At 37.9% G+C, this 21,581-nt stretch carries 25 protein-coding genes; 24 read left to right on the top strand and 1 reads right to left on the bottom strand.

What is annotated here, in order from left to right; all coding sequences use genetic code 11:
• Positions 1-10 precede the first annotated feature (10 nt).
• The 24 genes from efp to spo0A all read left to right on the top strand — a co-directional run bounded on the left by efp (position 11) and on the right by spo0A (position 21,348).
• Positions 11-568 (top strand): elongation factor P, encoded by a 558-nt coding sequence (efp, locus tag ACR65M_RS12095; RefSeq protein WP_121449700.1) that lies wholly within the window; start codon positions 11-13, stop codon positions 566-568.
• Between the two features lie 186 nt (positions 569-754).
• A complete protein-coding gene (locus tag ACR65M_RS12090) occupies positions 755-1,036 on the top strand; it encodes a DUF2619 domain-containing protein (RefSeq protein ID WP_121447865.1) in 282 nt (93 codons plus the stop codon).
• A 317-nt stretch (positions 1,037-1,353) separates the two neighbouring features.
• Positions 1,354-2,277, top strand: coding sequence for a stage III sporulation protein AA (spoIIIAA, locus tag ACR65M_RS12085; RefSeq protein WP_121447866.1), 924 nt, complete (start codon positions 1,354-1,356; stop codon positions 2,275-2,277).
• A complete protein-coding gene (gene spoIIIAB, locus ACR65M_RS12080) occupies positions 2,278-2,793 on the top strand; it encodes a stage III sporulation protein SpoIIIAB (RefSeq protein WP_341330911.1) in 516 nt (171 codons plus the stop codon).
• Between the two features lie 15 nt (positions 2,794-2,808).
• Positions 2,809-3,015, top strand: coding sequence for a stage III sporulation protein AC (gene spoIIIAC, locus ACR65M_RS12075; RefSeq protein ID WP_010284588.1), 207 nt, complete (start codon positions 2,809-2,811; stop codon positions 3,013-3,015).
• A 14-nt stretch (positions 3,016-3,029) separates the two neighbouring features.
• Positions 3,030-3,419 (top strand): stage III sporulation protein AD, encoded by a 390-nt coding sequence (gene spoIIIAD, locus ACR65M_RS12070; protein WP_121447868.1) that lies wholly within the window; start codon positions 3,030-3,032, stop codon positions 3,417-3,419.
• A gap of 38 nt (positions 3,420-3,457) precedes the next feature.
• Positions 3,458-4,654: a stage III sporulation protein AE gene (gene spoIIIAE / locus ACR65M_RS12065; protein WP_341330912.1), complete on the top strand. Its 1,197-nt coding sequence runs from the start codon at positions 3,458-3,460 to the stop codon at positions 4,652-4,654.
• A gap of 133 nt (positions 4,655-4,787) precedes the next feature.
• Positions 4,788-5,450, top strand: a complete 663-nt coding sequence (spoIIIAF, locus tag ACR65M_RS12060) for a stage III sporulation protein AF (RefSeq protein WP_341330913.1) — start codon at positions 4,788-4,790, stop codon at positions 5,448-5,450.
• Positions 5,451-6,122 (top strand): stage III sporulation protein AG, encoded by a 672-nt coding sequence (spoIIIAG, locus tag ACR65M_RS12055; protein ID WP_121447870.1) that lies wholly within the window; start codon positions 5,451-5,453, stop codon positions 6,120-6,122.
• 1 nt (position 6,123) lies between these two features.
• On the top strand, positions 6,124-6,726 hold the full coding sequence (locus ACR65M_RS12050; RefSeq protein ID WP_341330914.1) for a SpoIIIAH-like family protein: 603 nt from the start codon (positions 6,124-6,126) through the stop codon (positions 6,724-6,726).
• A 228-nt stretch (positions 6,727-6,954) separates the two neighbouring features.
• Positions 6,955-7,461, top strand: a complete 507-nt coding sequence (accB, locus tag ACR65M_RS12045) for an acetyl-CoA carboxylase biotin carboxyl carrier protein (RefSeq protein WP_341330915.1) — start codon at positions 6,955-6,957, stop codon at positions 7,459-7,461.
• 33 nt (positions 7,462-7,494) lie between these two features.
• Entirely contained in the window at positions 7,495-8,844 is a 1,350-nt protein-coding gene (accC, locus tag ACR65M_RS12040; RefSeq protein WP_341330916.1) for an acetyl-CoA carboxylase biotin carboxylase subunit, read from the top strand.
• A 115-nt stretch (positions 8,845-8,959) separates the two neighbouring features.
• The gene (locus ACR65M_RS12035; protein ID WP_099360670.1) at positions 8,960-9,370 is read left to right on the top strand and encodes an Asp23/Gls24 family envelope stress response protein; all 411 of its coding nucleotides are present in this window, start codon (positions 8,960-8,962) and stop codon (positions 9,368-9,370) included.
• 476 nt (positions 9,371-9,846) lie between these two features.
• Positions 9,847-10,239 (top strand): transcription antitermination factor NusB, encoded by a 393-nt coding sequence (gene nusB / locus ACR65M_RS12030; protein WP_341330917.1) that lies wholly within the window; start codon positions 9,847-9,849, stop codon positions 10,237-10,239.
• 52 nt (positions 10,240-10,291) lie between these two features.
• Positions 10,292-11,158, top strand: a complete 867-nt coding sequence (folD, locus tag ACR65M_RS12025) for a bifunctional methylenetetrahydrofolate dehydrogenase/methenyltetrahydrofolate cyclohydrolase FolD (RefSeq protein ID WP_440273428.1) — start codon at positions 10,292-10,294, stop codon at positions 11,156-11,158.
• 12 nt (positions 11,159-11,170) lie between these two features.
• Positions 11,171-12,517 (top strand): exodeoxyribonuclease VII large subunit, encoded by a 1,347-nt coding sequence (gene xseA / locus ACR65M_RS12020; protein WP_341330919.1) that lies wholly within the window; start codon positions 11,171-11,173, stop codon positions 12,515-12,517.
• On the top strand, positions 12,518-12,751 hold the full coding sequence (locus ACR65M_RS12015) for an exodeoxyribonuclease VII small subunit (protein WP_121447878.1): 234 nt from the start codon (positions 12,518-12,520) through the stop codon (positions 12,749-12,751). It abuts the gene before it with no gap.
• Between the two features lie 2 nt (positions 12,752-12,753).
• On the top strand, positions 12,754-13,647 hold the full coding sequence (locus tag ACR65M_RS12010; RefSeq protein WP_440273427.1) for a polyprenyl synthetase family protein: 894 nt from the start codon (positions 12,754-12,756) through the stop codon (positions 13,645-13,647).
• A 51-nt stretch (positions 13,648-13,698) separates the two neighbouring features.
• Complete coding sequence (dxs, locus tag ACR65M_RS12005; protein WP_341330921.1) at positions 13,699-15,591, top strand: 1-deoxy-D-xylulose-5-phosphate synthase; 1,893 nt, start codon at positions 13,699-13,701, stop codon at positions 15,589-15,591.
• Positions 15,592-15,593: 2 nt separating this feature from the next.
• The gene (locus ACR65M_RS12000; protein WP_440273426.1) at positions 15,594-16,412 is read left to right on the top strand and encodes a TlyA family RNA methyltransferase; all 819 of its coding nucleotides are present in this window, start codon (positions 15,594-15,596) and stop codon (positions 16,410-16,412) included.
• 172 nt (positions 16,413-16,584) lie between these two features.
• Positions 16,585-17,034: a transcriptional regulator AhrC/ArgR gene (ahrC, locus tag ACR65M_RS11995; RefSeq protein ID WP_099351844.1), complete on the top strand. Its 450-nt coding sequence runs from the start codon at positions 16,585-16,587 to the stop codon at positions 17,032-17,034.
• 30 nt (positions 17,035-17,064) lie between these two features.
• Positions 17,065-18,774, top strand: a complete 1,710-nt coding sequence (gene recN, locus ACR65M_RS11990) for a DNA repair protein RecN (RefSeq protein WP_341330923.1) — start codon at positions 17,065-17,067, stop codon at positions 18,772-18,774.
• Positions 18,775-18,986: 212 nt separating this feature from the next.
• The gene (spoIVB, locus tag ACR65M_RS11985) at positions 18,987-20,276 is read left to right on the top strand and encodes a SpoIVB peptidase (RefSeq protein ID WP_440273425.1); all 1,290 of its coding nucleotides are present in this window, start codon (positions 18,987-18,989) and stop codon (positions 20,274-20,276) included.
• A gap of 283 nt (positions 20,277-20,559) precedes the next feature.
• Positions 20,560-21,348 (top strand): sporulation transcription factor Spo0A, encoded by a 789-nt coding sequence (gene spo0A, locus ACR65M_RS11980; RefSeq protein ID WP_121447884.1) that lies wholly within the window; start codon positions 20,560-20,562, stop codon positions 21,346-21,348.
• Positions 21,349-21,431: 83 nt separating this feature from the next.
• On the opposite strand, the gene ACR65M_RS11975 is transcribed toward spo0A, so the two are convergent.
• Positions 21,432-21,578, bottom strand: coding sequence for a YycC family protein (locus ACR65M_RS11975; RefSeq protein ID WP_309101019.1), 147 nt, complete (start codon positions 21,576-21,578; stop codon positions 21,432-21,434).
• Positions 21,579-21,581 lie beyond the last annotated feature (3 nt).

Genomic DNA, 21,581 nt, shown 5'->3' with positions numbered 1-21,581 from the left:
GAAATAGTATATGATTTCAGTTAACGATTTTCGTACAGGTTTGACAATTGAAGTGGACGGTGGGATCTGGAGAGTAATGGATTTCCAACACGTTAAACCAGGAAAAGGAGCAGCATTTGTACGCTCTAAGTTACGTAACCTTCGTACAGGTGCCGTTCAAGAGAAAACATTCCGTGCTGGCGAAAAAGTAGCAAAAGCACAAATCGAAAACCGCAAAATGCAATATCTATATGCAAACGGTGATTCACATGTATTCATGGACAATGAGTCCTACGAGCAAATTGAACTACCTGCATCTGCAATCGAGTATGAGTTAAAATACTTAAAAGAAAACATGGAAGTACACATTATGATGTTCCAAAGTGAAACATTAGGTGTTGAGCTGCCAAACACAGTTGAGCTTAAGGTTACTGAAACAGAACCTGGCATCAAAGGTGACACAGCTTCTGGTGGATCAAAGCCAGCAACACTTGAAACAGGTTTAATCGTTCAAGTTCCTTTCTTCATTAACGAAGGTGATGTTTTAATCATCAACACAACTGAAGGATCATATGTATCACGTGCATAATGAATATTGAGATCAATTAAGGACCCATCTTTTTAGATGGGTTCTTTTTATTATGTTTTTCTAAGTGACAGCAGCAGATAAACCACAAAATCACCACCACTTAACCACCCCATAAAAATTCCTCTTCTGAAAATCAATGAACAAGCATAGGTTGTACAAAAGAAATTTATTTGGGTGGGGACAACGATGAAACGAATATTTTCGATGTTTGATACAAGTGTTTTGACGATGGCAGGACTGCGAATTTTATCTGGTTGCTTGGAAATAACGGCAGCGATTTTAATGCTGGTTTTTAATGATGTAAAAAAAGCGTTAGCAGTTAATGCATCACTAGCGGTTGTGGGGCCGCTAATTTTGATCTCGACTATGTCTATTGGACTGATTGGTTTAGCTGATCAGCTATCGTATTCGAAGCTTCTATTTATTGGGCTTGGCGTTGCATTTATATTGTATGGAATCTTCAAATAGAAATCGGCATAATGTGTCCAAGCATGCATACATTGAATTATGAGAGATATTAACTTTATTCAGTTGAAATCCCTTACTTGGAAAAGTGGAGGGAAATGCCAAAGAGTATACAATTCGTTTGGGGTTAAAACCCTGACTGAATAAAGTTAAAGCCTCCAGCGGATGCCACGATTTTTCAATGGAAGTTTTTCGAGCATAGGATCAAAGACTAGGAACGCCACTTCCTGTGGCAACGTCTTTGTGACCCACCTCGTGTGGGCCTAAAAAAATCGGGCGGCAAATACGCCAAGGCGCATTTGATATAAGGAGTTTACTAGATGAAAGAAATAATTGATGTGCTACCAAAATCAATCGTAAGCCTTATAAACAAGTATCCTCCAGAACGCATAGAAAAAATGGAAGAAATCCGAATTAGAGTGGCTAGACCTCTTGAAATCATTGAGAATGGAATTCCCATTTTTCATAATTATTCCGTTACCGGTGAAGATGCCGTTCAGCTTCTGAACAAACTTGGTCAATATTCGATATATACACTTGAAGAAGAGCTGAAACGGGGTTATGTCACCATCCAAGGTGGACATCGAGTGGGACTAGCTGGAAAAGTAATCACGGAGAATGGAAATGTCAAAGCAATTCGAGATGTGACTTCCTTTAATATTCGGATTGCAAAGCAAAAAATTGGAGTTGCAGCTCCACTGGCACCTTATCTCTATGATTCTTATTGGAAAAATACCATCATCATTGGACCACCACAGACTGGTAAAACCACTTTACTAAGGGATCTTGCAAGAATGATTAGTACAGGAATCGAATCTAAACACATTCCGGCGTTAAAGGTTGGAATCGTAGATGAGCGTTCAGAGATTGCTGGCTGTGTGAAAGGAGTTCCTCAAGCTTCATTGGGGCCAAGAGTTGATGTCCTAGATGCATGTCCAAAAGCTGAAGGGATGATGATGATGATTAGGTCGATGAGTCCTGACGTATTAATTGTTGATGAAATTGGTAGAGAGGAAGACAGTCAAGCGATTATGGAAGCCGTTAATGCAGGGGTAAGTTTGATTGTGACTGCACACGGACATCAAATTTCCGACCTCATGAAGCGTCCATCCTTAAAGAAGATTATAGAAGCAGGAGTTATAGAGAGATTTGTAGAGTTATCACGCACTAAGGGGCCGGGAACCATAAAATCCATCCTAGGTCCAACTGGAAAGCATCTTTTACCAAAAGTGAGCGTGACGTAGATGATAAAAATTTTAGGAGCAATACTTATTCTTCTTGCAACCACTTGGGCAGGGTTTGAAGCAGCACGACGTTTAAGTGAAAGACCCCGTCAGTTAAGGATGTTAAAAACAGCCTTACAATCACTGGAAGCAGAAATTATGTACGGCCATGTACCCTTAATTGATGTTGCAACCCATCTCTCAAGGCAAATTCCAAAGCCCGTATCTTATTTTTTTGAGGGCTTCGCGAAAAGGCTTCAAACAGGAGAGGTAAGTGTCAAGATTGCTTGGGATGAAAGTCTAAAGGAAGTTTCCAAATTGACTGCCTTTCATCAAGGAGAAATCGAGATTCTTCAACAGTTCGGGGAAACACTCGGACAGCATGATCGAACCTCACAACAAAAGCACATAAAACTTGCTATAACCCATCTTGAACGTGAAGAAAGCGATGCAAAAGATAGACAAATGCGTTACGAAAAAATGGTGAAAAGCCTGGGCTTTTTGTCTGGTTTATTAGTAGTCATTTTATTGATTTAGGGGGAGAAGAAGCGAATGGGAGTGGATGTAAATATTATATTTCAAATAGCCGGTGTAGGAATTGTGGTTGCCTTTCTCCATACAATCCTAGATCAGATGGGTAAAAAGGAATATGCACAGTGGGTTACACTGTTGGGCTTCATATATATCCTGTTTATGGTTGCAACAATCGTTGAGGACCTATTTAAAAAGATTAAAGCTGTATTCCTCTTTCAGGGGTAAGGAGGGGATGAGCGATTGAGATTATACAAATCGTTGGATTAGGTTTAATTGGAACCTTTCTGGCACTCATTGTAAAAGAACAAAAACCTACCTTTGCCTTTTTACTTGTCGTATTTGTCGGCTGTGTAATCTTTCTATTTTTAGTGGGAGAAATTGCAGATATCATTCGCATGCTTGAGAAAGTTGCAATTAACGCAAATGTGAACACTGTATATGTAGAAACCATTCTAAAAATCATTGGAATAGCATACATCGCTGAATTTGGCGCACAGATTACAAAAGATGCAGGTCAAGGGTCACTAGCCTCAAAGATTGAACTCGGGGGGAAAATCCTGATTTTAGCACTAGCTATACCAATTTTAACAGTATTAATAGAAACAATTATTGGACTTATTCCTAGTTAAATCAATAGAAACCAAGGTTTTCAAGGGGGTGGTTGGCATTGACCGGTAGTAAAACCTTATCTATTCTAGCGCTATTTCTTTTCTTTTTTTCTTTACCACATATTGTACAAGCCTCACCCTCACAACAAGAAATCATCGAAAACCAAATTCAAGAACAGGTTGAGGAACAACTAGAAACCCTTGGCATTGACGAAATAAAACAATTTTGGGATGAAATTGTTACGGACTATGGAGGTTATTTACCTGAAAGCCAAAAGGGTAGTTTACTAGAGTTCATTCAAGGCGAAAAGGAGCTTTCATTGAATGAATGGCTGCTCGGACTCGTCAAATTCGTATTCCATGAATTGATAGCAAATGGAAAACTTCTTAGCACACTAATCATGCTTACGATCTTTAGTATGTTTTTACAAACATTGCAAAATTCATTTGAGAAGAGTGCAGTTAGTAAAGTTGCTTATGCCATTGTTTACATGGTGTTAATCATCATCGCACTAAATAGCTTCAGGGTTGCTATCATGTACACAGAGGAAGCTATCGAGACGATGATCAATTTTATACTTGCACTTGTTCCTTTATTGCTTGCGTTAGTGGCATCATCAGGTGGAATCGCATCAGCAGCATTTTTCCACCCACTGATATTGTTTTTAATGAATACTAGCGGGCTTTTAATTCAATATATCGTTTTACCTTTATTGTTTATGTCAGCTCTATTAAGCATAGTGAGTACGTTAAGTGAACACTACAAGGTAACACAGCTTGCCCAATTACTACGTAATGTGAGTATTGGTATTATCGGGGTTTTCCTGACGATTTTCTTAGGCGTTATCTCAGTGCAGGGAACTACAACTGCGGTTGCAGATGGAATAACAATCAGGACCGCAAAATTTATTACTGGTAATTTTATTCCGGTCATTGGCCGGATGTTTACCGATGCCACTGATACTGTAATCAGTGCCTCGGTTATTCTGAAAAACACAGTTGGTATCTTTGGGGTTGTTATTCTCCTGCTAATTGCAGCATTCCCAGCGATTAAAGTGCTGTCATTAGCAATTATTTATAAGCTAGCAGCTGCACTTTTGCAGCCACTTGGCGGGGGACCGGTCATTGCTTGTTTAAATATCATTAGTAAAAGTGTCGTATATATCTTTGCGGCATTAGCAATCGTGTCACTGATGTTTTTCCTAAGTATCACGGTTATTATTGCAGCTGGAAACCTGACATTGATGGTGAGATAGAAAGGCGCAAGGTGCCCGATTATCGACGACAAGCATAAGACGAGCGCTGACAGAAGGTGCATTTTACCTTCCGAAGCGATTGGCTTATGACCTCGAGCCGATGGTGCCTGGAGCTAGACAAAAGGCCTAGGAGGTGAGGACACTGAGTTTTATTGCCGAATGGATTACGAATATTATTTTATTCATTTTACTCGCGACAATCGTGGACATGCTTCTGCCGAGTTCAAGTATGCAAAAATACGTAAAAATGGTAACAGGGCTTTTATTAATCCTAATTATATTAACTCCTCTGTTCTCACTTTTTAAATCTGATTTGGACCAGGCCTTGTTAAATATGAATTTAAAACCAGTTCAAAGTGAAAAAAATCTAGAAAATTTAATAGATTTGAAGAAAAAAGAAATACAAGCCTCACAACGTGCATATATTTTAGAAACAATGGCTGTCCAATTGGAATCTGAAGTGGAAGAGGAGTTGGTGCAAAACGAATATGATTTAACTGTTCAAAAAGTAAATGTATCCCTTTCAAGTGCTGTAGACAGTAAAGAGATTGTTACTTTGGATGAAATGTTGGATGACATTCAGTCAATTGAGGTGGTGCTATCGAAAGAGACAGCCGAACCTGATGATGTGGCAGTAGTAAAAACAGTTGAGATTGATACCTCCAAACAGAATGAGCCAGTGTATAAAAAAGTAGATCAAAACAATGTTAAGGCAATCACAAAAACATTAGCTTCCAGATGGGAAATAGACTCAGAAAAAATTGTAGTCACTGTGGAAGGGGGGAAAGAGTCGTAGATGGATAAGGACAAAGGTATCTTGAACAAAATCAAAGGAATGTTCTCCGGGTCCAAGGATGATCCACCAGATAAAAAGGGAAACAAGAAAAACCAATATTTCTTACTTTTATTAGCAGTTGGGATAGCCTTTATGTTAATTAGTAATCTATTCTCAAATGACAAACCAACATCTTCTGTTTTGCCAGCTACATCCTCGGAAGTAAGTGCCAAAGATGAGCCAACTTTTGGAGGACAGAAAGATGAACTAACTACAGCAATTGCAAAATATGAGGATCGTTATGAAAACGAGCTCAAAGAAGCACTAGAAGCAATTGCTGGAGTAGAGGATGTCATTGTTTCAGTAAGTGTAGATGCTACTGAATCAAAAATACTTGAAAAAAACACCGTATCCCAAAGTCAAATCACAAATGAGGAAGACAGGGATGGTGGAAAAAGACAAGTTGAGGATATAACAAAAGATGAACAAGTTGTCATCATCCGCAGCGGGGATTCTGAAACACCAATCGTCTTGAAGATTGAAAAGCCTGAAATACGAAGTGTTCTAATTGTTGCTAAAGGTGTTGAGAACGCAAAAATAAAACAAATGGTAGTGGAGGCTGTTACCAAAGGTTTTGATGTACCAAATCACAAGGTAGCAGTTGTACCAAGGAAAACGAAGGGGGATTCATAAAATGTTATTGAAAAAACAAACTGTATGGTTATTAACAATGTTAAGTCTAGTAGTTGTGTTATCAGTCTATTATATTACGACACCTGAAAACAATCCTAATGAAGTTGCAATGGAGCAGGATGAACAAAAGGATAATGAAAAAGAAAAAGAAAATGTAGAAACATCTACTGAAAATAAAGACGGAGCAAGTGTAACTGTTGAGGAAGATGAAGATGGTAATGTGATTTCTTCTGTTTCTAGTGATGACATGTTTGCTGCATTGCGCTTGGAAATTGATGAGCACCGCAGTAAAATAAGAAGCAATTTAGAAGATCAAGCAGCTTCAACAGAACTAACAGCAGATCAAAAGCTTAAAGCATATGATGAGTTAAAGAAGTTAGAAGATATTGAATCAAAAGAAAAGATTATCGAAATGCTTATCAAAGGAAATAACTACGAGGATGCTTTAGTTCGCGTAGAAGGTGACAAGATTAAGATTACAGTTAAATCTAAGGAAAGCTCAAAGCAACAAGCTAATGAAATTCTACGACTAGTTCGCAGCGAGTTAGGCGAACTCCAAAATGTTGCGGTAGAGTTTGAATTAACTGGTGACAAAGAAAAATAATAAAGAAAAGAAAGTACGGCTAAAATGCTGTACTTTCTTTTCTTTTTGGTAAAATAAATGGGTAGTGGGGAAATCAATGTTAACGTTTTCCTGAAAAAATCTCTGCAATATATTGAAAAGAGGGTTTTAAGTATCGTATCATGTTAGTATGTGGTACTAATACTAGCAATAAAATGTGACATCAATTTATAGTTTTATATTTCGAGTTAATCACAAGGAGTGTAATGAATGTTTAAAATTCAAGAATTACGTGAACTTATTAAGTTAGTTGATCATTCAAATATTGACGAGTTTACTTTTGAGAGCGAAGGCTCAAAAATTAAAATGAAGAAAAGTAAAGAAACAACTGTACAAACAATTGTAGAAAGCAAAGTGCAAGCACAACCGGTTGCACCTGTTGTTACTGAGGTAGCTCAGCCTGCTGCACCAGCACAATCTGTACAACCACAGTCACAGCCAGCTGAACCTGTTACAGCAGCACCTGCAGTTGATGAAAACCTACATAAAATTGTCTCACCGATGGTTGGTACTTTCTATGCATCTCCATCTCCAGATGCAGATGCATATGTTCAAAAAGGTGATAAAGTTAAAGAAGATTCAGTAGTTTGTATCGTAGAAGCCATGAAGCTATTTAACGAAATCGAAGCTGAAGTAAATGGAGAAATCGTTGAAATATTAGTTGAGAATGGTCAGCTTGTGGAGTATGGTCAACCATTATTCCTAGTTAAAGCATAGTATGATTGTTCAAATAAGTAAGGAGCGACCCTCATGTTAAAAAAAATACTAATAGCAAACCGTGGAGAAATTGCGGTTCGTATAATTCGTGCCTGTAAAGAGCTCGGTATTGAAACGGTAGCTGTTTTCTCTGAGGCAGACCGGGAATCTCTTCACGTTCAACTTGCAGATGAGGCCTATTGTATTGGTCCAAAGTCTTCAAAGGACAGCTATTTAAACTTTACAAATATTATTAGCGTTGCAAAGCTTACTGAAAGTGAAGGGATTCACCCAGGTTACGGATTCTTAGCTGAGAACGCAGACTTTGCGGAGCTTTGTCGTGAAGTAAATCTAACTTTCATTGGTCCAAGCCCTGAAGCCATTAATAAAATGGGTACAAAGGATGTTGCCCGTGAAACGATGAGACAAGCAGGTGTACCGATTGTGCCTGGTTCACAAGGAATCATTAAAGATACAGGTGAAGCAATCGCGCTGGCGAATGATATGGGCTATCCAGTCATTATTAAAGCTACTGCTGGTGGAGGCGGAAAAGGAATCCGTGTTGCGAAGGATGAAGAGGAACTCACTAAGGGAATCAACATCACTCAACAGGAAGCTGCTACTGCCTTTGGAAATCCAGGTGTATATATTGAAAAATATATTCAGGATTTCCGCCACGTTGAAATTCAAGTATTAGCAGACAACCACGGAAATGTGATACATTTAGGGGAGAGAGATTGCTCCATTCAAAGGCGTTTACAAAAGCTAGTTGAGGAAACACCATCTCCTGCACTAAATGAAGCTACAAGACAAAAAATGGGTGATGCTGCAGTTAAAGCAGCACAAGCTGTTAACTACTCAGGTGCTGGAACAATAGAATTTATTTATGACCATGTCAATGATCAATTCTATTTCATGGAAATGAATACAAGAATTCAAGTTGAGCATCCCGTTACTGAGATGGTAACAGGTGTAGACTTAATTAAAGAACAAATTCGTGTTGCATCAGGAGAAGAGCTTTCACTCACTCAAAGTGAAGTAACATTTAATGGTTGGGCTATTGAATGCCGAATCAATGCAGAGAACCCAGAGAAGAATTTCATGCCATCTCCAGGCAAAATTGAAATGTATTTGCCACCTGGTGGTCTAGGAGTAAGGGTAGATTCTGCTGCATATCCTGGTTATTCAATACCTCCATATTATGATTCGATGATTGCTAAGTTAATTACATATGGGGCAACTAGGGAAGAAGCAATCGCAAGAATGAAGCGTGCTCTTAGTGAATTTGTAATTGAGGGTGTACACACTACAATTCCTTTCCACCTTAAGCTTATGAATCATGAGAAATTTGTTGGCGGAGACTTCAACACCAAATTTCTTGAATTATATGAGGTTATGAAGTAGTACGTCAAAAAACGCCTTGTTGTATCCTCATCTGAATCGACTACTTATGTAGCATTGAACCACCACATATAGAAGAGATTGGCTGAATAAAGTTAAATATAGGAGGTGCTTGCTAATGGCAGCGGAAACGAATATTTTAGAAATGGATCAAGGCAGTAACGGTCTTGGTAAGGTTGAAATTGCACCAGAGGTAATTGAAGTAATTGCTGGTATTGCTTCTTCAGAGGTTGAAGGAGTCGCACAAATGAGAGGGAACTTTGCTTCTGGAGTGGTTGAGAAACTAGGAAAGAAAAACCATGGTAAAGGTGTTAAAGTTGAATTAACAGAAACCGGGATCATTGTGGATGTATACTGTGTAATGAACTTTGGCGTTTCTATTCCGAATGTTGCTCGTCAAATTCAAGACAATGTACGCCAGGCTTTATTGAATATGACAGCTTTAGATGCGAATGAAGTTAACATCCATGTTGTTGGTGTGTTATTTGAAACGCAAAAACCTGAAGTTGAAGTAGAAGAAGAGATGTAGGCACTAGGTAGTCTGATGGCAAACGCTATCAGACTTTTTTATTGGCTCTTTTTAAAAAGATTGTTGCTTTTTGTTATTACATTGCAAACCATGATGATTGGAGCGTAAGATGGCGAATCCAGTAAGAGGAACAGCACCTGTCCAGTTGTAGCAGCTAGAAACTCGAGAAATTTCAACTCCTCCTTCAGAGCCAAATTACGCCTCATTGTCTGAGTGGCCAAATTTTCTCGTTTCTGTGCAAGCTGCCTCCGCATTTCATTGAGGAGGCTAAAGCCACGCCCACGGAAAGGATCCACCAGAAGAGGAAGTCAACGATATAAAAAACAACAAAGATTGCGAAAACAGCCTTTTTATTTTTACCTTACAATAAAGAGTTGGTTTTTATTTTAAAATTATTTTATGATATTATCATGTTATCGGAATGCAATTGATAGTGGGACAAAAGTTTTACTATATATAAAGGAGAAATAATTAGTATGAAAAGACGTACAGCACGACAAAAGGCTTTGCAATCGTTATTTCAAGTTGATGTAAGCCAGAGTGACCCAAATGAGGCAATTGAAAGTGTACTTGAAGAAGAGTCTTTAGATCCTTTCTTAGAACAGATTGTACATGGAGTAATCGAACATAAAGAAGAAATTGATTCTCTATTAAGAGAGCATCTAGAAAAATGGAATCTTGAAAGACTTGCAAATGTAGACCGTTCGATTTTACGCATCGCAGTCTATGAAATGAAATATATAGAGGAAATTCCTGTTAAGGTAAGTATTGATGAGGCAATTGAACTTGCTAAAGAATTTGGTGATGATAGCTCGAGTCGTTTTATTAATGCTATTCTATCGAAAATAAAAGATACATTAGTAAAGTAAAATATCGCTGTAGTCCATAAAGAATTCAAATTAGATAAGGGAGAGTTGAAAAATGTCGGCAGAGATTATAAGTGGGAAAGAATTAGCACAAACAAAACGTAATGAAATTGCAGAAGAGGTAAAGAATTTATCACAGGACGGTATCGTTCCTGGATTAGCTGTGTTATTAGTTGGTAATGACCCAGCTTCAAGATCCTATGTAAAAGGGAAAGATAAAGCATGTAAGGAAACTGGCATTTACTCTTTGATGCTAGAATATCCAGATACCATTACGGAAGAATTTTTACTTAGTGAAATTGACCGCCTAAACCAGGATCCTTCTATCCATGGTATTCTTGTTCAATTGCCATTACCAAACACGATTAATGAAACGGCAGTTATTGAAAGAATTTCACCCGAAAAAGATGTGGATGGTTTTCATCCAATTAACATTGGCCGCATGATGACTGGACAAGACGCTTTCTTACCATGTACACCTTTTGGAGTTATTGAAATGGTAAAATCGAAACAAATATCAATCGAAGGTAAGCATGTTGTGGTTGTTGGCAGAAGTAATATTGTCGGGAAACCAGTTGGACAACTCTTCCTTAAAGAGAATGCTACAGTAACATATTGTCATTCCAGGACTAAAAATTTGAAAGAAATGACCCTTCAAGCAGATATTTTAGTTGCTGCTGTTGGAAAAGCGAATTTTATTCCTGGAGATTATATTAAAGAAGGTGCAGTTGTGATTGATGTTGGTGTAAACCGCCTTGAATCAACCGGTAAGCTTGTTGGGGACGTTGTTTTTGACGAAGCAAAAGAGAAAGCAAGCTATCTTACACCAGTACCAGGTGGAGTTGGTCCTATGACGATTACAATGCTTCTTCATAATACGGTTCAGTCTGCGAAAAAATTCGCCCTTCTTTCTAGGAAGTAAGGATTGGTTGGAATGGAACAGAATCGATATCTAACCGTTACAGCTTTAACAAAATATATTAAACGTAAATTTGATGCGGATCCTCACCTTCAGGATATTTGGGTGAAGGGAGAAATCTCGAATTTTAAGGCACATAGTCGTGGACATATGTATTTTACAATAAAGGATCAACAAGCACGAATTCAAGCTGTGATGTTTGCTGGCTATAACCGAGATTTAAAATTTACTCCTGAAAATGGGATGAAAGTTTTGCTTCGCGGCGAGGTTACAGTATTTGAATCAAATGGAAACTATCAGATCTATGTAAAAGAAATGCAGCCTGACGGAATCGGAAATTTATACTTAGCCTATGAAGAAATGAAAAAACGTCTTGAAGCGGAAGGACTTTTCTCCCAAAACTATAAAAAGCCAATTCCTAAAATACCACATTATATTGGGATTGTTACATCACCAACAGGGGCTGCGATTCGCGATATAATTACAACGATTAGACGTAGATATCCAATCGCAAAAGTAATTGTCTTTCCTGCCCTTGTCCAAGGAGTGAATGCCGGGCCATCAGTGGTAAACGCCATCGAGCAAGCGAATGAATTTGGAAAAATTGATGTTTTAATTGTTGGCCGTGGCGGTGGCTCAATTGAGGAACTTTGGGCATTTAATGAAGAAATCGTGGCAAGAGCGATTTTTCAGTCTAAGGTGCCCATTATTTCTGCAGTGGGACATGAGACAGATATTACGATCGCAGATTTTGTGGCAGATTTACGTGCACCTACACCAACAGGAGCTGCCGAATTAGCTGTGCCACATATGGCCGAGCTTTCTGAACGCTTACTCGTTAGACATACTCGTCTACTGCGTGCAATGAAAGAAAAACTAGTAAGTGATTCAAAACGTTTAGATACATTGAAGAAATCCTATGCTTTTCGTTTTCCGAAAAATCTTTACGATCAAAAGCAACAACAGCTGGATCGCTTGGTAGACCGATTAGAAAGAGAAGGGGCTATGGCAATATCTCGAAAGCAAGAAGTATTTCAAAAGCTTAGCCTACGGTTGCAGCATAACCATCCAAGTGAAAAGCTGATTCGTGCCAAACAAAAGCAGGATCTTAATCGAAAAATGCTTTTAAAAGAATTTACACAAATTTTGAAACAGAAGCAATTTGCTTTTTCGTCCCAAGTATCGAAGCTAGAGGCACTTAGTCCGTTGAAAATCATGGATCGTGGGTATAGTCTTGTATATGATCAGGAAGAACATTTAGTAAAAAGTGTGCAGCAAGTTGAACAGGGGAATAAAATCAAGGTTAAGCTGTCGGATGGTCATCTTGACTGTGAAGTAATTGAAATAGAGGAGAGACAATAGATGAGTGAAGACAAGGTATTATCCTTTGAAGAAGCAATGGAAAAACTCGAGCAAATTGTCGGGCATCTTGAAGAAGGAGATGTCCCTTTAGAAAAAGCAATCACATATTTCCAAGAAGGCATGAAGCTTTCAAAGCTTTGTCATGACAAGCTCCAACATGTTGAAAAGCAAATGGAGCAAATCTTACGCGAAGACGGTGAACTTGAACCGTTTACGATTCAGGAGGAAGAATGAACATGAATCCGACTGAGATAGCACAATTTTTAGATGTACAAAAGAATACTATTGAAGAGCAGCTTCCTAAGTATATTTCTAGCTTATCAGCACCCAAAATAATAAAGGAAGCGATGCACTACTCTCTTGAAGCGGGTGGGAAACGGATTCGCCCTTTATTACTCCTTGGTACACTACATTCTTTTGGAAAAGATGAAGCAATCGGTCTACCGACTGCGTGTGCGATTGAAATGATTCATACGTATTCCCTTATTCATGACGACCTACCGAGTATGGATGATGATGATCTTCGTAGGGGAAAACCTACCAATCACAAGGTGTTTGGAGAGGCAGTGGCAATTTTAGCGGGTGATGCACTATTAACATATAGTTTTCAGGTAATTACTGAATCCATCAGTCCTGAATTATCCCCTGAAAAAAAGCTGTTGCTCGTAACTGAATTAGCAAAAGCTTCTGGTCCAGAAGGCATGGTTGGAGGACAGGTGGCGGATATGGAAGGCGAAGGTAAAGTCCTGAGCCTAGATGAATTAGAATACATTCACCGCCATAAAACAGGAAAATTATTAGCATATAGTGTGATTGCAGGAGCGATTCTTGCAGATGCTACTAGTGAACAGCTTGATAAGCTTACGCAATTTGCGCATCATTTAGGTTTAGCCTTTCAAATTCGAGATGATATTTTAGATATCGAAGGTACAGAAGTTAAACTTGGGAAACCGGTCGGCAGTGATACTGGTAATCATAAGAATACTTATCCTGCATTATTAACTCTTGAGGGTGCAAAGGAGAAACTAACCTTTCATATAGATGAAGCAAGGCGGTTTTTATATAGTGTTGATATGAAACATGATATACTAGACTATATGTGTAATCTAATCGCATCCAGAGATCATTAAAATACATTCCAAAAAAATGTATTACATAGTAAATGAAAGTGAGTGAATCCTTTGGATCTTCTAAGTATTAAAGACCCTAAGTTCCTAAAAAATATGTCTATAGATGAATTAAATAAACTTAGTCAGGATATCCGTCAATTTTTAATTGAAAAGCTTTCCAAGACAGGTGGACATATTGGTCCAAATCTTGGGGTGGTTGAATTAACAATCGCTTTACATAAGGAATTTGATAGCCCAAAGGATAAATTCATTTGGGATGTTGGGCATCAGTCCTATGTACACAAAATTTTGACAGGTCGGGCTTGTGAATTTGATACATTGCGACAATATAAAGGGCTATGTGGGTTTCCGAAACGGATTGAAAGTGAGCATGACGTTTGGGAAACTGGACATAGCTCAACCAGTCTTTCCGCTGCTATGGGAATGGCTGCTGCACGAGATATTAAAGGAACTAAAGAATTTATCGTTCCGATAATTGGTGATGGTGCCTTAACAGGTGGAATGGCATTAGAAGCATTAAATCATATCGGACATGAAAAGAAAGATATGATTGTCATTTTAAACGATAATGAGATGTCAATTGCACCAAATGTTGGTGCACTTCATAATGTACTCGCAAGGCTGCGTACAGCGGGTAAATACAACTGGGTAAAAGATGAACTTGAGTATTTACTTAAAAAAATTCCAGCTGTAGGTGGTAAGCTTGCTTCAACCGCTGAGCGTATCAAGGACAGCCTGAAATATTTGCTTGTGTCTGGAGTTTTCTTTGAGGAACTAGGTTTTACATACCTAGGGCCAATTGATGGACATAATTATGAGGATTTATTTGAGACACTAGAATACGCAAAGAAAACAAAGGGGCCAGTATTGGTTCATGTAATTACCAAAAAAGGGAAGGGTTACACCCCTGCGGAAACAGATAAAGTGGGTACATGGCATGGAACAGGTCCTTATAAAATTGAAACAGGGGATTTCGTTAAGCCTGTAAATCCACCTCCTGCATGGAGCGCTGTTATTAGTGAAACTGTCCGGAAGTTAGCTAAAAATGATAATCGAATTGTTGCAATAACACCTGCAATGCCTGTAGGTTCAAAACTTGAAAAGTTTGCAAAGGAATTCCCTGACAGAATGTTCGACGTGGGAATTGCAGAACAGCATGCAACTACGATGGCTGCAGGTCTGGCAACGCAAGATATGAAGCCTTTCTTAGCGATTTATTCGACCTTCTTGCAAAGAGCTTATGATCAGGTTGTGCATGACATATGCCGCCAAAATCTAAATGTGTTCATTGGAATTGACCGCTCAGGTTTAGTGGGGGCAGATGGAGAAACACATCAAGGTGTGTTTGATATTCCTTTCTTAAGACATATCCCAAATATGGTCCTTATGATGCCAAAGGATGAAAATGAAGGTCAGCACATGGTGAATACTGCGATTCAATATGATGATGGTCCAATTGCTTTAAGATATGCAAGAGGAAATGGACTTGGAGTCGACATGGATGAAGAACTTAAGGTTATTCCTATCGGTACATGGGAAATTATAAAACCAGGTACAGATGCTGTAATTCTTACGTTTGGTACTACGATTCCAATGGCACTAGAAGCAGCAGAGCGACTTGAAAAAGAAGATATATCTGTAAGAGTGGTCAATGCCCGTTTTATTAAACCACTCGATAATGATATGATGCACCAAATCTTAGGGTCAAGCCTTCCAGTTTTAACAATTGAGGAGTCCGTATTAATGGGTGGATTTGGAAGTGCAGTTCTTGAATTTGCTCAAGAACATGGATATCAAAATGCATCAATCGACCGAATGGGCATTCCTGACCAATTTATTGAGCATGGAAATGTAAATGATCTGTTGCATGAAATAGGCATGACAACTGAGAATGTGGTTGAGCGCATACACAATCTCGTACCTAAGAAACAGAAAAGAGTGTAGACATGGGTACAAAAAAAGAAAGACTCGATGTTTTGTTGGTTGAACGCGGCTTAATCGAAACAAGAGAAAAAGCAAAACGATCCATTATGGCTGGTCTCGTGTATTCAAATGAAGAACGACTTGATAAGCCAGGAGAAAAAGTAGAAATTGATATACCACTTGTTGTGAAAGGGAATGTCATTCCTTATGTCAGCAGAGGTGGGTTAAAGCTTGAAAAAGCCATTAAAGATTTTAATTTAAACGTCAAGGATAAAATTATGATTGATGTAGGCTCCTCAACTGGTGGTTTTACGGATTGTGCACTTCAAAATGGAGTCAAAAAATCATATGCCCTTGATGTTGGCTATAATCAGCTTGCCTGGAAACTCAGACAAGATGAACGTGTCGTCGTTATGGAACGAACTAATTTTCGATATGTAACACCAGCTGACCTACAAAGCGGTCTACCTGAGTTTGCGACAATTGATGTTTCGTTTATCTCTTTGCGTTTAATTCTGCCTGTTTTAAAAACGCTCCTAGTTCCGAATAGTGACGTTGTGGCGCTTGTAAAACCACAATTTGAGGCAGGTAAAGAGCAGGTTGGTAAAAAAGGGATCGTACGTGAACCGAAAACCCATGAGGCGGTCCTTACGCATATCATTGAGTTTTCCTTAAAAGAAGGGTATGATTGCATTAATTTGTCGTATTCGCCAATCACAGGTGGAGAAGGAAATATCGAATTTTTACTCCATTTGCGCTGGAATGGTCCGGCTGAGAAGGGCGAAAACAAGTTACCTATTTCTGAGCAGGAGATCGTACAAAGTGCACATGCAAATTTATAAAATGATAAATAATAGAGGGGATAGCCGTAGTGCTGTCCTCTTTCTTCATGAAGAAATGATATTACGCTATACATATTGAAAACCCAATAACTCATTAAAAAAATGTACAATTCTGTCAGAATCGGCTAACATAGGAGGTAATAAAACAAAGTTTGAGAGAGAGGAAGTCACAATGAATAAAGGGCAAAGACATATAAAAATTCGTGAAATTATCACGAGCAATGATATAGAAACACAAGATGAAATTGTCGATATTCTAAAAAGTGAGGGATATAACATCACACAAGCGACTGTATCCCGGGATATTAAAGAACTTCATTTGGTAAAGGTACCAATGATTGATGGCCGTTATAAATATAGTCTACCAGCTGATCAACGTTTTAATCCGCTACAAAAATTAAAACGTTCATTAATGGATGCTTTTGTGAAAATCGACTCAGCGGGGCATATGCTTGTGATGAAAACCCTTCCGGGGAATGCAAATGCGATCGGTGCATTAATCGACCATTTAGATTGGGAAGAAATTTTAGGTACAATTTGTGGCGATGACACCATCTTAATTATCTGTAAAACTCCAGAACAAACAGAAACAGTTTCAAATCGATTCCTAGACATGCTCTAAGGGAGAGAGTGGAATTAGGAGGTGTAGGAATTGTTAGCAGAATTATCAATAAAGAACTTTGCCATTATTGAGTCTCTTTCGGTTTCATTAGAAAAAGGATTGACAGTTCTAACGGGTGAAACAGGAGCGGGAAAGTCCATCATAATTGATGCTGTTCATTTATTGGTGGGCGGAAGAGGCTCTGTTGAATTTGTACGATATGGCGAAGACCGAGCGGAAATAGAGGGACTATTTTTAATCGATAATAACAATCACCCCTGTTATGCAAAAGCTGAAGAGTTTGGGATTGAAATTAGCGAGGGAATGATTGTTTTACGTAGGGATATATCTAAATCAGGGAAAAGTGTCTGTAGAATTAACGGAAAACTCGTCACCATTTCGATTCTTCGTGAGTTTGGCAGAACATTAATCGATATCCATGGTCAACATGAACACCAAGATTTAATGAATCAGGAACAACATATTCATATGCTGGATCAATACGGTGGAAAATTACTTGAACAAGCATTAAGGGCCTATCAAGAGGTTTATAAAAGCTATCTACAAGTAAAGCAAAGGTTAAAAAGCTTTAATGAAAATGAACAGGAAATGGCCCATCGACTTGATTTAATTCAATTTCAATTAAATGAAATTGGCAATGCAAATTTGCAACCGAATGAAGATGTGGAATTAACTGAGGAAAGAAGAAAGATTTCAAATTACGAAAAAATCTTCAAAGCGTTACAAAATAGTTATAATGCGCTACATGGTGACCAAAAAGGACTTGACTGGGTTGGGTTAGCCATGAATCATGCAGAAGATATTATGGATATTGATAAAGAATTAAAAAATATCCATGAGACCATCTCCAATAGCTTCTATTTGTTAGAGGAAATCTCCTATAAAATCAGAACTCAATTAGACGAATTAGAATATGATCCTGCAAGACTTGACTATATTGAAGGTCGTTTAAATGAAATTGCTCAATTAAAGCGAAAATATGGACATACTGTTGAGGAAATTCTCGAATACGCAGCAAAAATAGAGGATGAAGTCGATACTATCCAAAATCGCGAGCAACATATCGGAAAGATTAAAGAAGAACTTGAGTCAGTACTAGAGGATGTGAAGCTTGAGGCTGAAAATATCTCAAACCTTCGAAAAAAACTAGCAAAAGAACTAATTCATAAAATTAAACAGGAATTAAAAGAGCTATATATGGAAAAAGCAAAATTTGATATTAACTTTTTTGAGGATTCGACTATTAAATTCACTCCAAATGGGAAAGATGATATTGAATTTTACATTTCGACAAATCCAGGTGAACCACTTAAACCTTTAGCAAAAATTGCCTCAGGTGGAGAGTTATCGAGGATTATGCTTGCCATAAAAGGTATCTTTTCGAAACATCAAGGTGTTACATCCATTATTTTTGATGAGGTTGATACAGGGGTTAGTGGGCGTGTTGCACAAGCAATCGCCGAAAAAATTCATGGTATTTCAATAGGTTCACAAGTACTTTGTATTTCCCATCTCCCGCAGGTTGCAGCTATGGCAGATACCCATTTGTTTATATCCAAAGAGACTGTACAAGGAAGAACAATGACATCCGTAACACCATTGGATGAGGATGCCAAAGTAAAAGAAATAAGTAGAATGATTTCCGGGGTCGAAATAACGGATTTAACAAAGGAACATGCACAGGAATTATTGAAACTTGCGAAGGAAAGCAAACATGCAAGACAGATGGTAAACCACTAATGTATTTATGATATACAAAATAAGAAGCAATTTTTATTTGTAATGCTATCCAAATTGGGTAGCTTTTTTAATCTCGAAGTGGTTATAAATGTGGCCTTGAAAGGCCAAATTATAGAATGTAGCCATAAAAACTTTATTAGTGAGTCAAGTCACCTCTTTTAGTAGTGGTTTGATTTATGGCGTGGGATAGGAGCGAGGAGAGTGAAAAATAAATGAAAATAGATAAAATTAGATATATAATCGGTACATTTCTCCTTGTTTCAATAATGGCTTTAGGTTTTTATAAGCCGGTAAAAGAATATTTAGAAATTCCATTACAACTTACTTTGTTTGAAGGCCAAGATTTTACAGTCCAATCCTCACTACCAGTCACAACAACTACTCATAATGCCAATTTTGCCTTTTCATCAGCGGTGGAGAACAAACAAATCTCAGTTGCTGCAAATGAAAGCGGTGAAGGTGAGATGATGGTTGAATTAGCAGGTATTCCCGTAAAAAAGGTTAATGTAAATGTTTTATCTGATTTTAAGGTGATACCTGGCGGACAGTCAATAGGTGTTAAACTCAATACACTAGGTGTTTTGGTTGTTGGGCATCACCAAATCGAAACAGCAGATGGGAAAAAATCCCCAGGTGAGATTGCTGGAGTAGAGGTTGGCGATATTATTAAAGAGATTAATGGTAAGAAAATCGAAAAGATGAGTGATGTTGGACCATTTGTTCAAGAATCGGGTAAGACAGGAGAACCGTTAAACCTTGTAATTGTTCGCGACAATGAAGATATAAAGGCAAAGCTCATGCCATTAAAGGATAAGAACGATGAAGCTTATCGAATTGGTCTTTATATACGGGATTCAGCTGCGGGTATAGGAACTATGACCTTCTACCATCCGGAAACGAAAAAGTACGGGGCATTAGGACATGTTATCTCAGATATGGATACTAAAGAACCTATTGTCGTATCGGATGGCCAAATTGTTAGATCTACTGTTACCTCGATTGAAAAAGGAAGTAATGGTGATCCTGGTGAAAAGCTTGCGCGTTTTTCAGCAGATAAAGAAATTATCGGGAACATCAAACGTAATAGTCCATTTGGCATTTTTGGTGAATTAAATAAACAAGTGAATAATGGCATTATGGATAAGCCGTTGCCAATTGCACTTTCACACCAAGTAAAACCAGGACCAGCGAAGATTTTAACGGTTGTTGAAGATGATAAAGTTGAGGAATTTGATATTGAAATTGTAAGTGCGGTTCCTCAAAAAATTCCTGCTACAAAAGGAATGGTTGTTAAAATAACGGATAAACGTCTATTAGAAAAAACAGGCGGTATCGTCCAAGGTATGAGCGGTAGCCCAATTATTCAAGACGGTAAACTAATTGGAGCCGTTACACATGTATTTGTAAATGACCCAACTAGCGGATATGGTGTCCATATTGAGTGGATGCTAAGTGAGGCGGGAATTGATATTTATAAAAAAGAACAAAAAAAGGCGAGCTAATGCTTGCCTTTTCTTGTTCAATTCTATAAAAGATATCGCCAAATTTTGATTCAGCTTATATAATAAATAGGGCATAAAGATTTTTCGACAAAACCCAAATTTCATCAATAAATATTGGCGTTTTTAGTCGAATACTTCAGTATAATGGAGAATAATTTATTTTTCAATAAAATTTTCCTATTTTTTTAAAAAATTAAAGGAATTCTTATTGCATTGTCGAATTCTTTCTTTAGAATAAGAATATATACAAATTTTCTGGATTTAAGCTTGAGGAGGAAATAGAGTGAAGAAAATTAAAGTTTGTGTGGTTGATGATAATAGAGAACTGGTTAATTTACTTGATGAATATTTATCAAGCCAAGATGATATCGAAGTATTAGGTGTTGCGTATAACGGTCAGGATTGCCTAAACATGCTTCAAGATAAACAACCAGACGTTCTCGTTTTAGATATTATTATGCCTCATCTAGATGGCCTAGCAGTATTAGAGAGGCTCCGTGAATTAAATCTTGAAAAACAGCCAAATGTCATCATGTTAACAGCATTTGGTCAAGAGGATGTGACGAAGAAAGCTGTCGATTTAGGTGCTGCGTATTTTATTCTCAAGCCATTTGATATGGAAAACCTTGCAAGTCGAATTCGTCAAGTAAGCGGAAAGACTGCCCCGATTATTAAACGAAATTCTGGAAGCAATGTTGTTCGTACGGAAAATAGTCCGAAAAATTTAGATGCGAGCATTACTAGTATTATTCATGAAATTGGGGTTCCTGCGCATATTAAAGGATATCTTTACCTAAGAGAAGCAATCTCAATGGTATACAATGATATCGAATTATTAGGATCAATTACAAAGGTACTTTATCCTGACATTGCAAAGAAATTCAATACAACTGCAAGCCGTGTTGAGCGTGCGATTCGTCATGCAATCGAAGTTGCGTGGAGTCGAGGCAATATCGATTCTATTTCTAGTCTTTTTGGTTATACAGTAAGTATGTCAAAAGCAAAACCAACAAACTCAGAATTTATTGCAATGGTAGCAGATAAGCTTCGTCTTGAGCATAAAGCTTCTTGAGAGGGAAAGGAATAACTACAACTGAACTTATTATTTGTTATATGATAGAAAAACACCGTTTCCAAGAGGAAACGGTGTTTTTCTTATTTGTCTTCTTTTTCGGCTTTCTCCAGCTCCATCATTTTTTGTACAAGAATATGTTGTGGCATATGCATGATTTGCTCAATCGGAACATTTAGGGCTTTTGATAAACGGATTGCTGTTTCAGCAGAAATTTGCAATGGTCTCATATT

Source organism: Ferdinandcohnia sp. SAFN-114 (assembly GCF_059415045.1).
This window is presented reverse-complemented; position numbering and strand designations above follow the sequence as displayed.

Excerpts from the sequence above, each read along its gene's own strand:
- efp (WP_121449700.1), top strand. The coding sequence starts at position 11 with ATGATTTCAGTTAACGATTTTCGTACAGGTTTGACAATTGAAGTGGAC.
- ACR65M_RS12090 (WP_121447865.1), top strand. The coding sequence starts at position 755 with ATGAAACGAATATTTTCGATGTTTGATACAAGTGTTTTGACGATGGCA.
- spoIIIAA (WP_121447866.1), top strand. The coding sequence starts at position 1,354 with ATGAAAGAAATAATTGATGTGCTACCAAAATCAATCGTAAGCCTTATA.
- spoIIIAB (WP_341330911.1), top strand. The coding sequence starts at position 2,278 with ATGATAAAAATTTTAGGAGCAATACTTATTCTTCTTGCAACCACTTGG.
- spoIIIAC (WP_010284588.1), top strand. The coding sequence starts at position 2,809 with ATGGGAGTGGATGTAAATATTATATTTCAAATAGCCGGTGTAGGAATT.
- spoIIIAG (WP_121447870.1), top strand. The coding sequence starts at position 5,451 with ATGGATAAGGACAAAGGTATCTTGAACAAAATCAAAGGAATGTTCTCC.
- ACR65M_RS12050 (WP_341330914.1), top strand. The coding sequence starts at position 6,124 with ATGTTATTGAAAAAACAAACTGTATGGTTATTAACAATGTTAAGTCTA.
- accB (WP_341330915.1), top strand. The coding sequence starts at position 6,955 with ATGTTTAAAATTCAAGAATTACGTGAACTTATTAAGTTAGTTGATCAT.
- accC (WP_341330916.1), top strand. The coding sequence starts at position 7,495 with ATGTTAAAAAAAATACTAATAGCAAACCGTGGAGAAATTGCGGTTCGT.
- ACR65M_RS12035 (WP_099360670.1), top strand. The coding sequence starts at position 8,960 with ATGGCAGCGGAAACGAATATTTTAGAAATGGATCAAGGCAGTAACGGT.
- nusB (WP_341330917.1), top strand. The coding sequence starts at position 9,847 with ATGAAAAGACGTACAGCACGACAAAAGGCTTTGCAATCGTTATTTCAA.
- folD (WP_440273428.1), top strand. The coding sequence starts at position 10,292 with ATGTCGGCAGAGATTATAAGTGGGAAAGAATTAGCACAAACAAAACGT.
- xseA (WP_341330919.1), top strand. The coding sequence starts at position 11,171 with ATGGAACAGAATCGATATCTAACCGTTACAGCTTTAACAAAATATATT.
- ACR65M_RS12015 (WP_121447878.1), top strand. The coding sequence starts at position 12,518 with ATGAGTGAAGACAAGGTATTATCCTTTGAAGAAGCAATGGAAAAACTC.
- ACR65M_RS12010 (WP_440273427.1), top strand. The coding sequence starts at position 12,754 with ATGAATCCGACTGAGATAGCACAATTTTTAGATGTACAAAAGAATACT.
- ACR65M_RS12000 (WP_440273426.1), top strand. The coding sequence starts at position 15,594 with ATGGGTACAAAAAAAGAAAGACTCGATGTTTTGTTGGTTGAACGCGGC.
- ahrC (WP_099351844.1), top strand. The coding sequence starts at position 16,585 with ATGAATAAAGGGCAAAGACATATAAAAATTCGTGAAATTATCACGAGC.
- spoIVB (WP_440273425.1), top strand. The coding sequence starts at position 18,987 with ATGAAAATAGATAAAATTAGATATATAATCGGTACATTTCTCCTTGTT.
- ACR65M_RS11975 (WP_309101019.1), bottom strand. The coding sequence starts at position 21,578 with ATGAGACCATTGCAAATTTCTGCTGAAACAGCAATCCGTTTATCAAAA.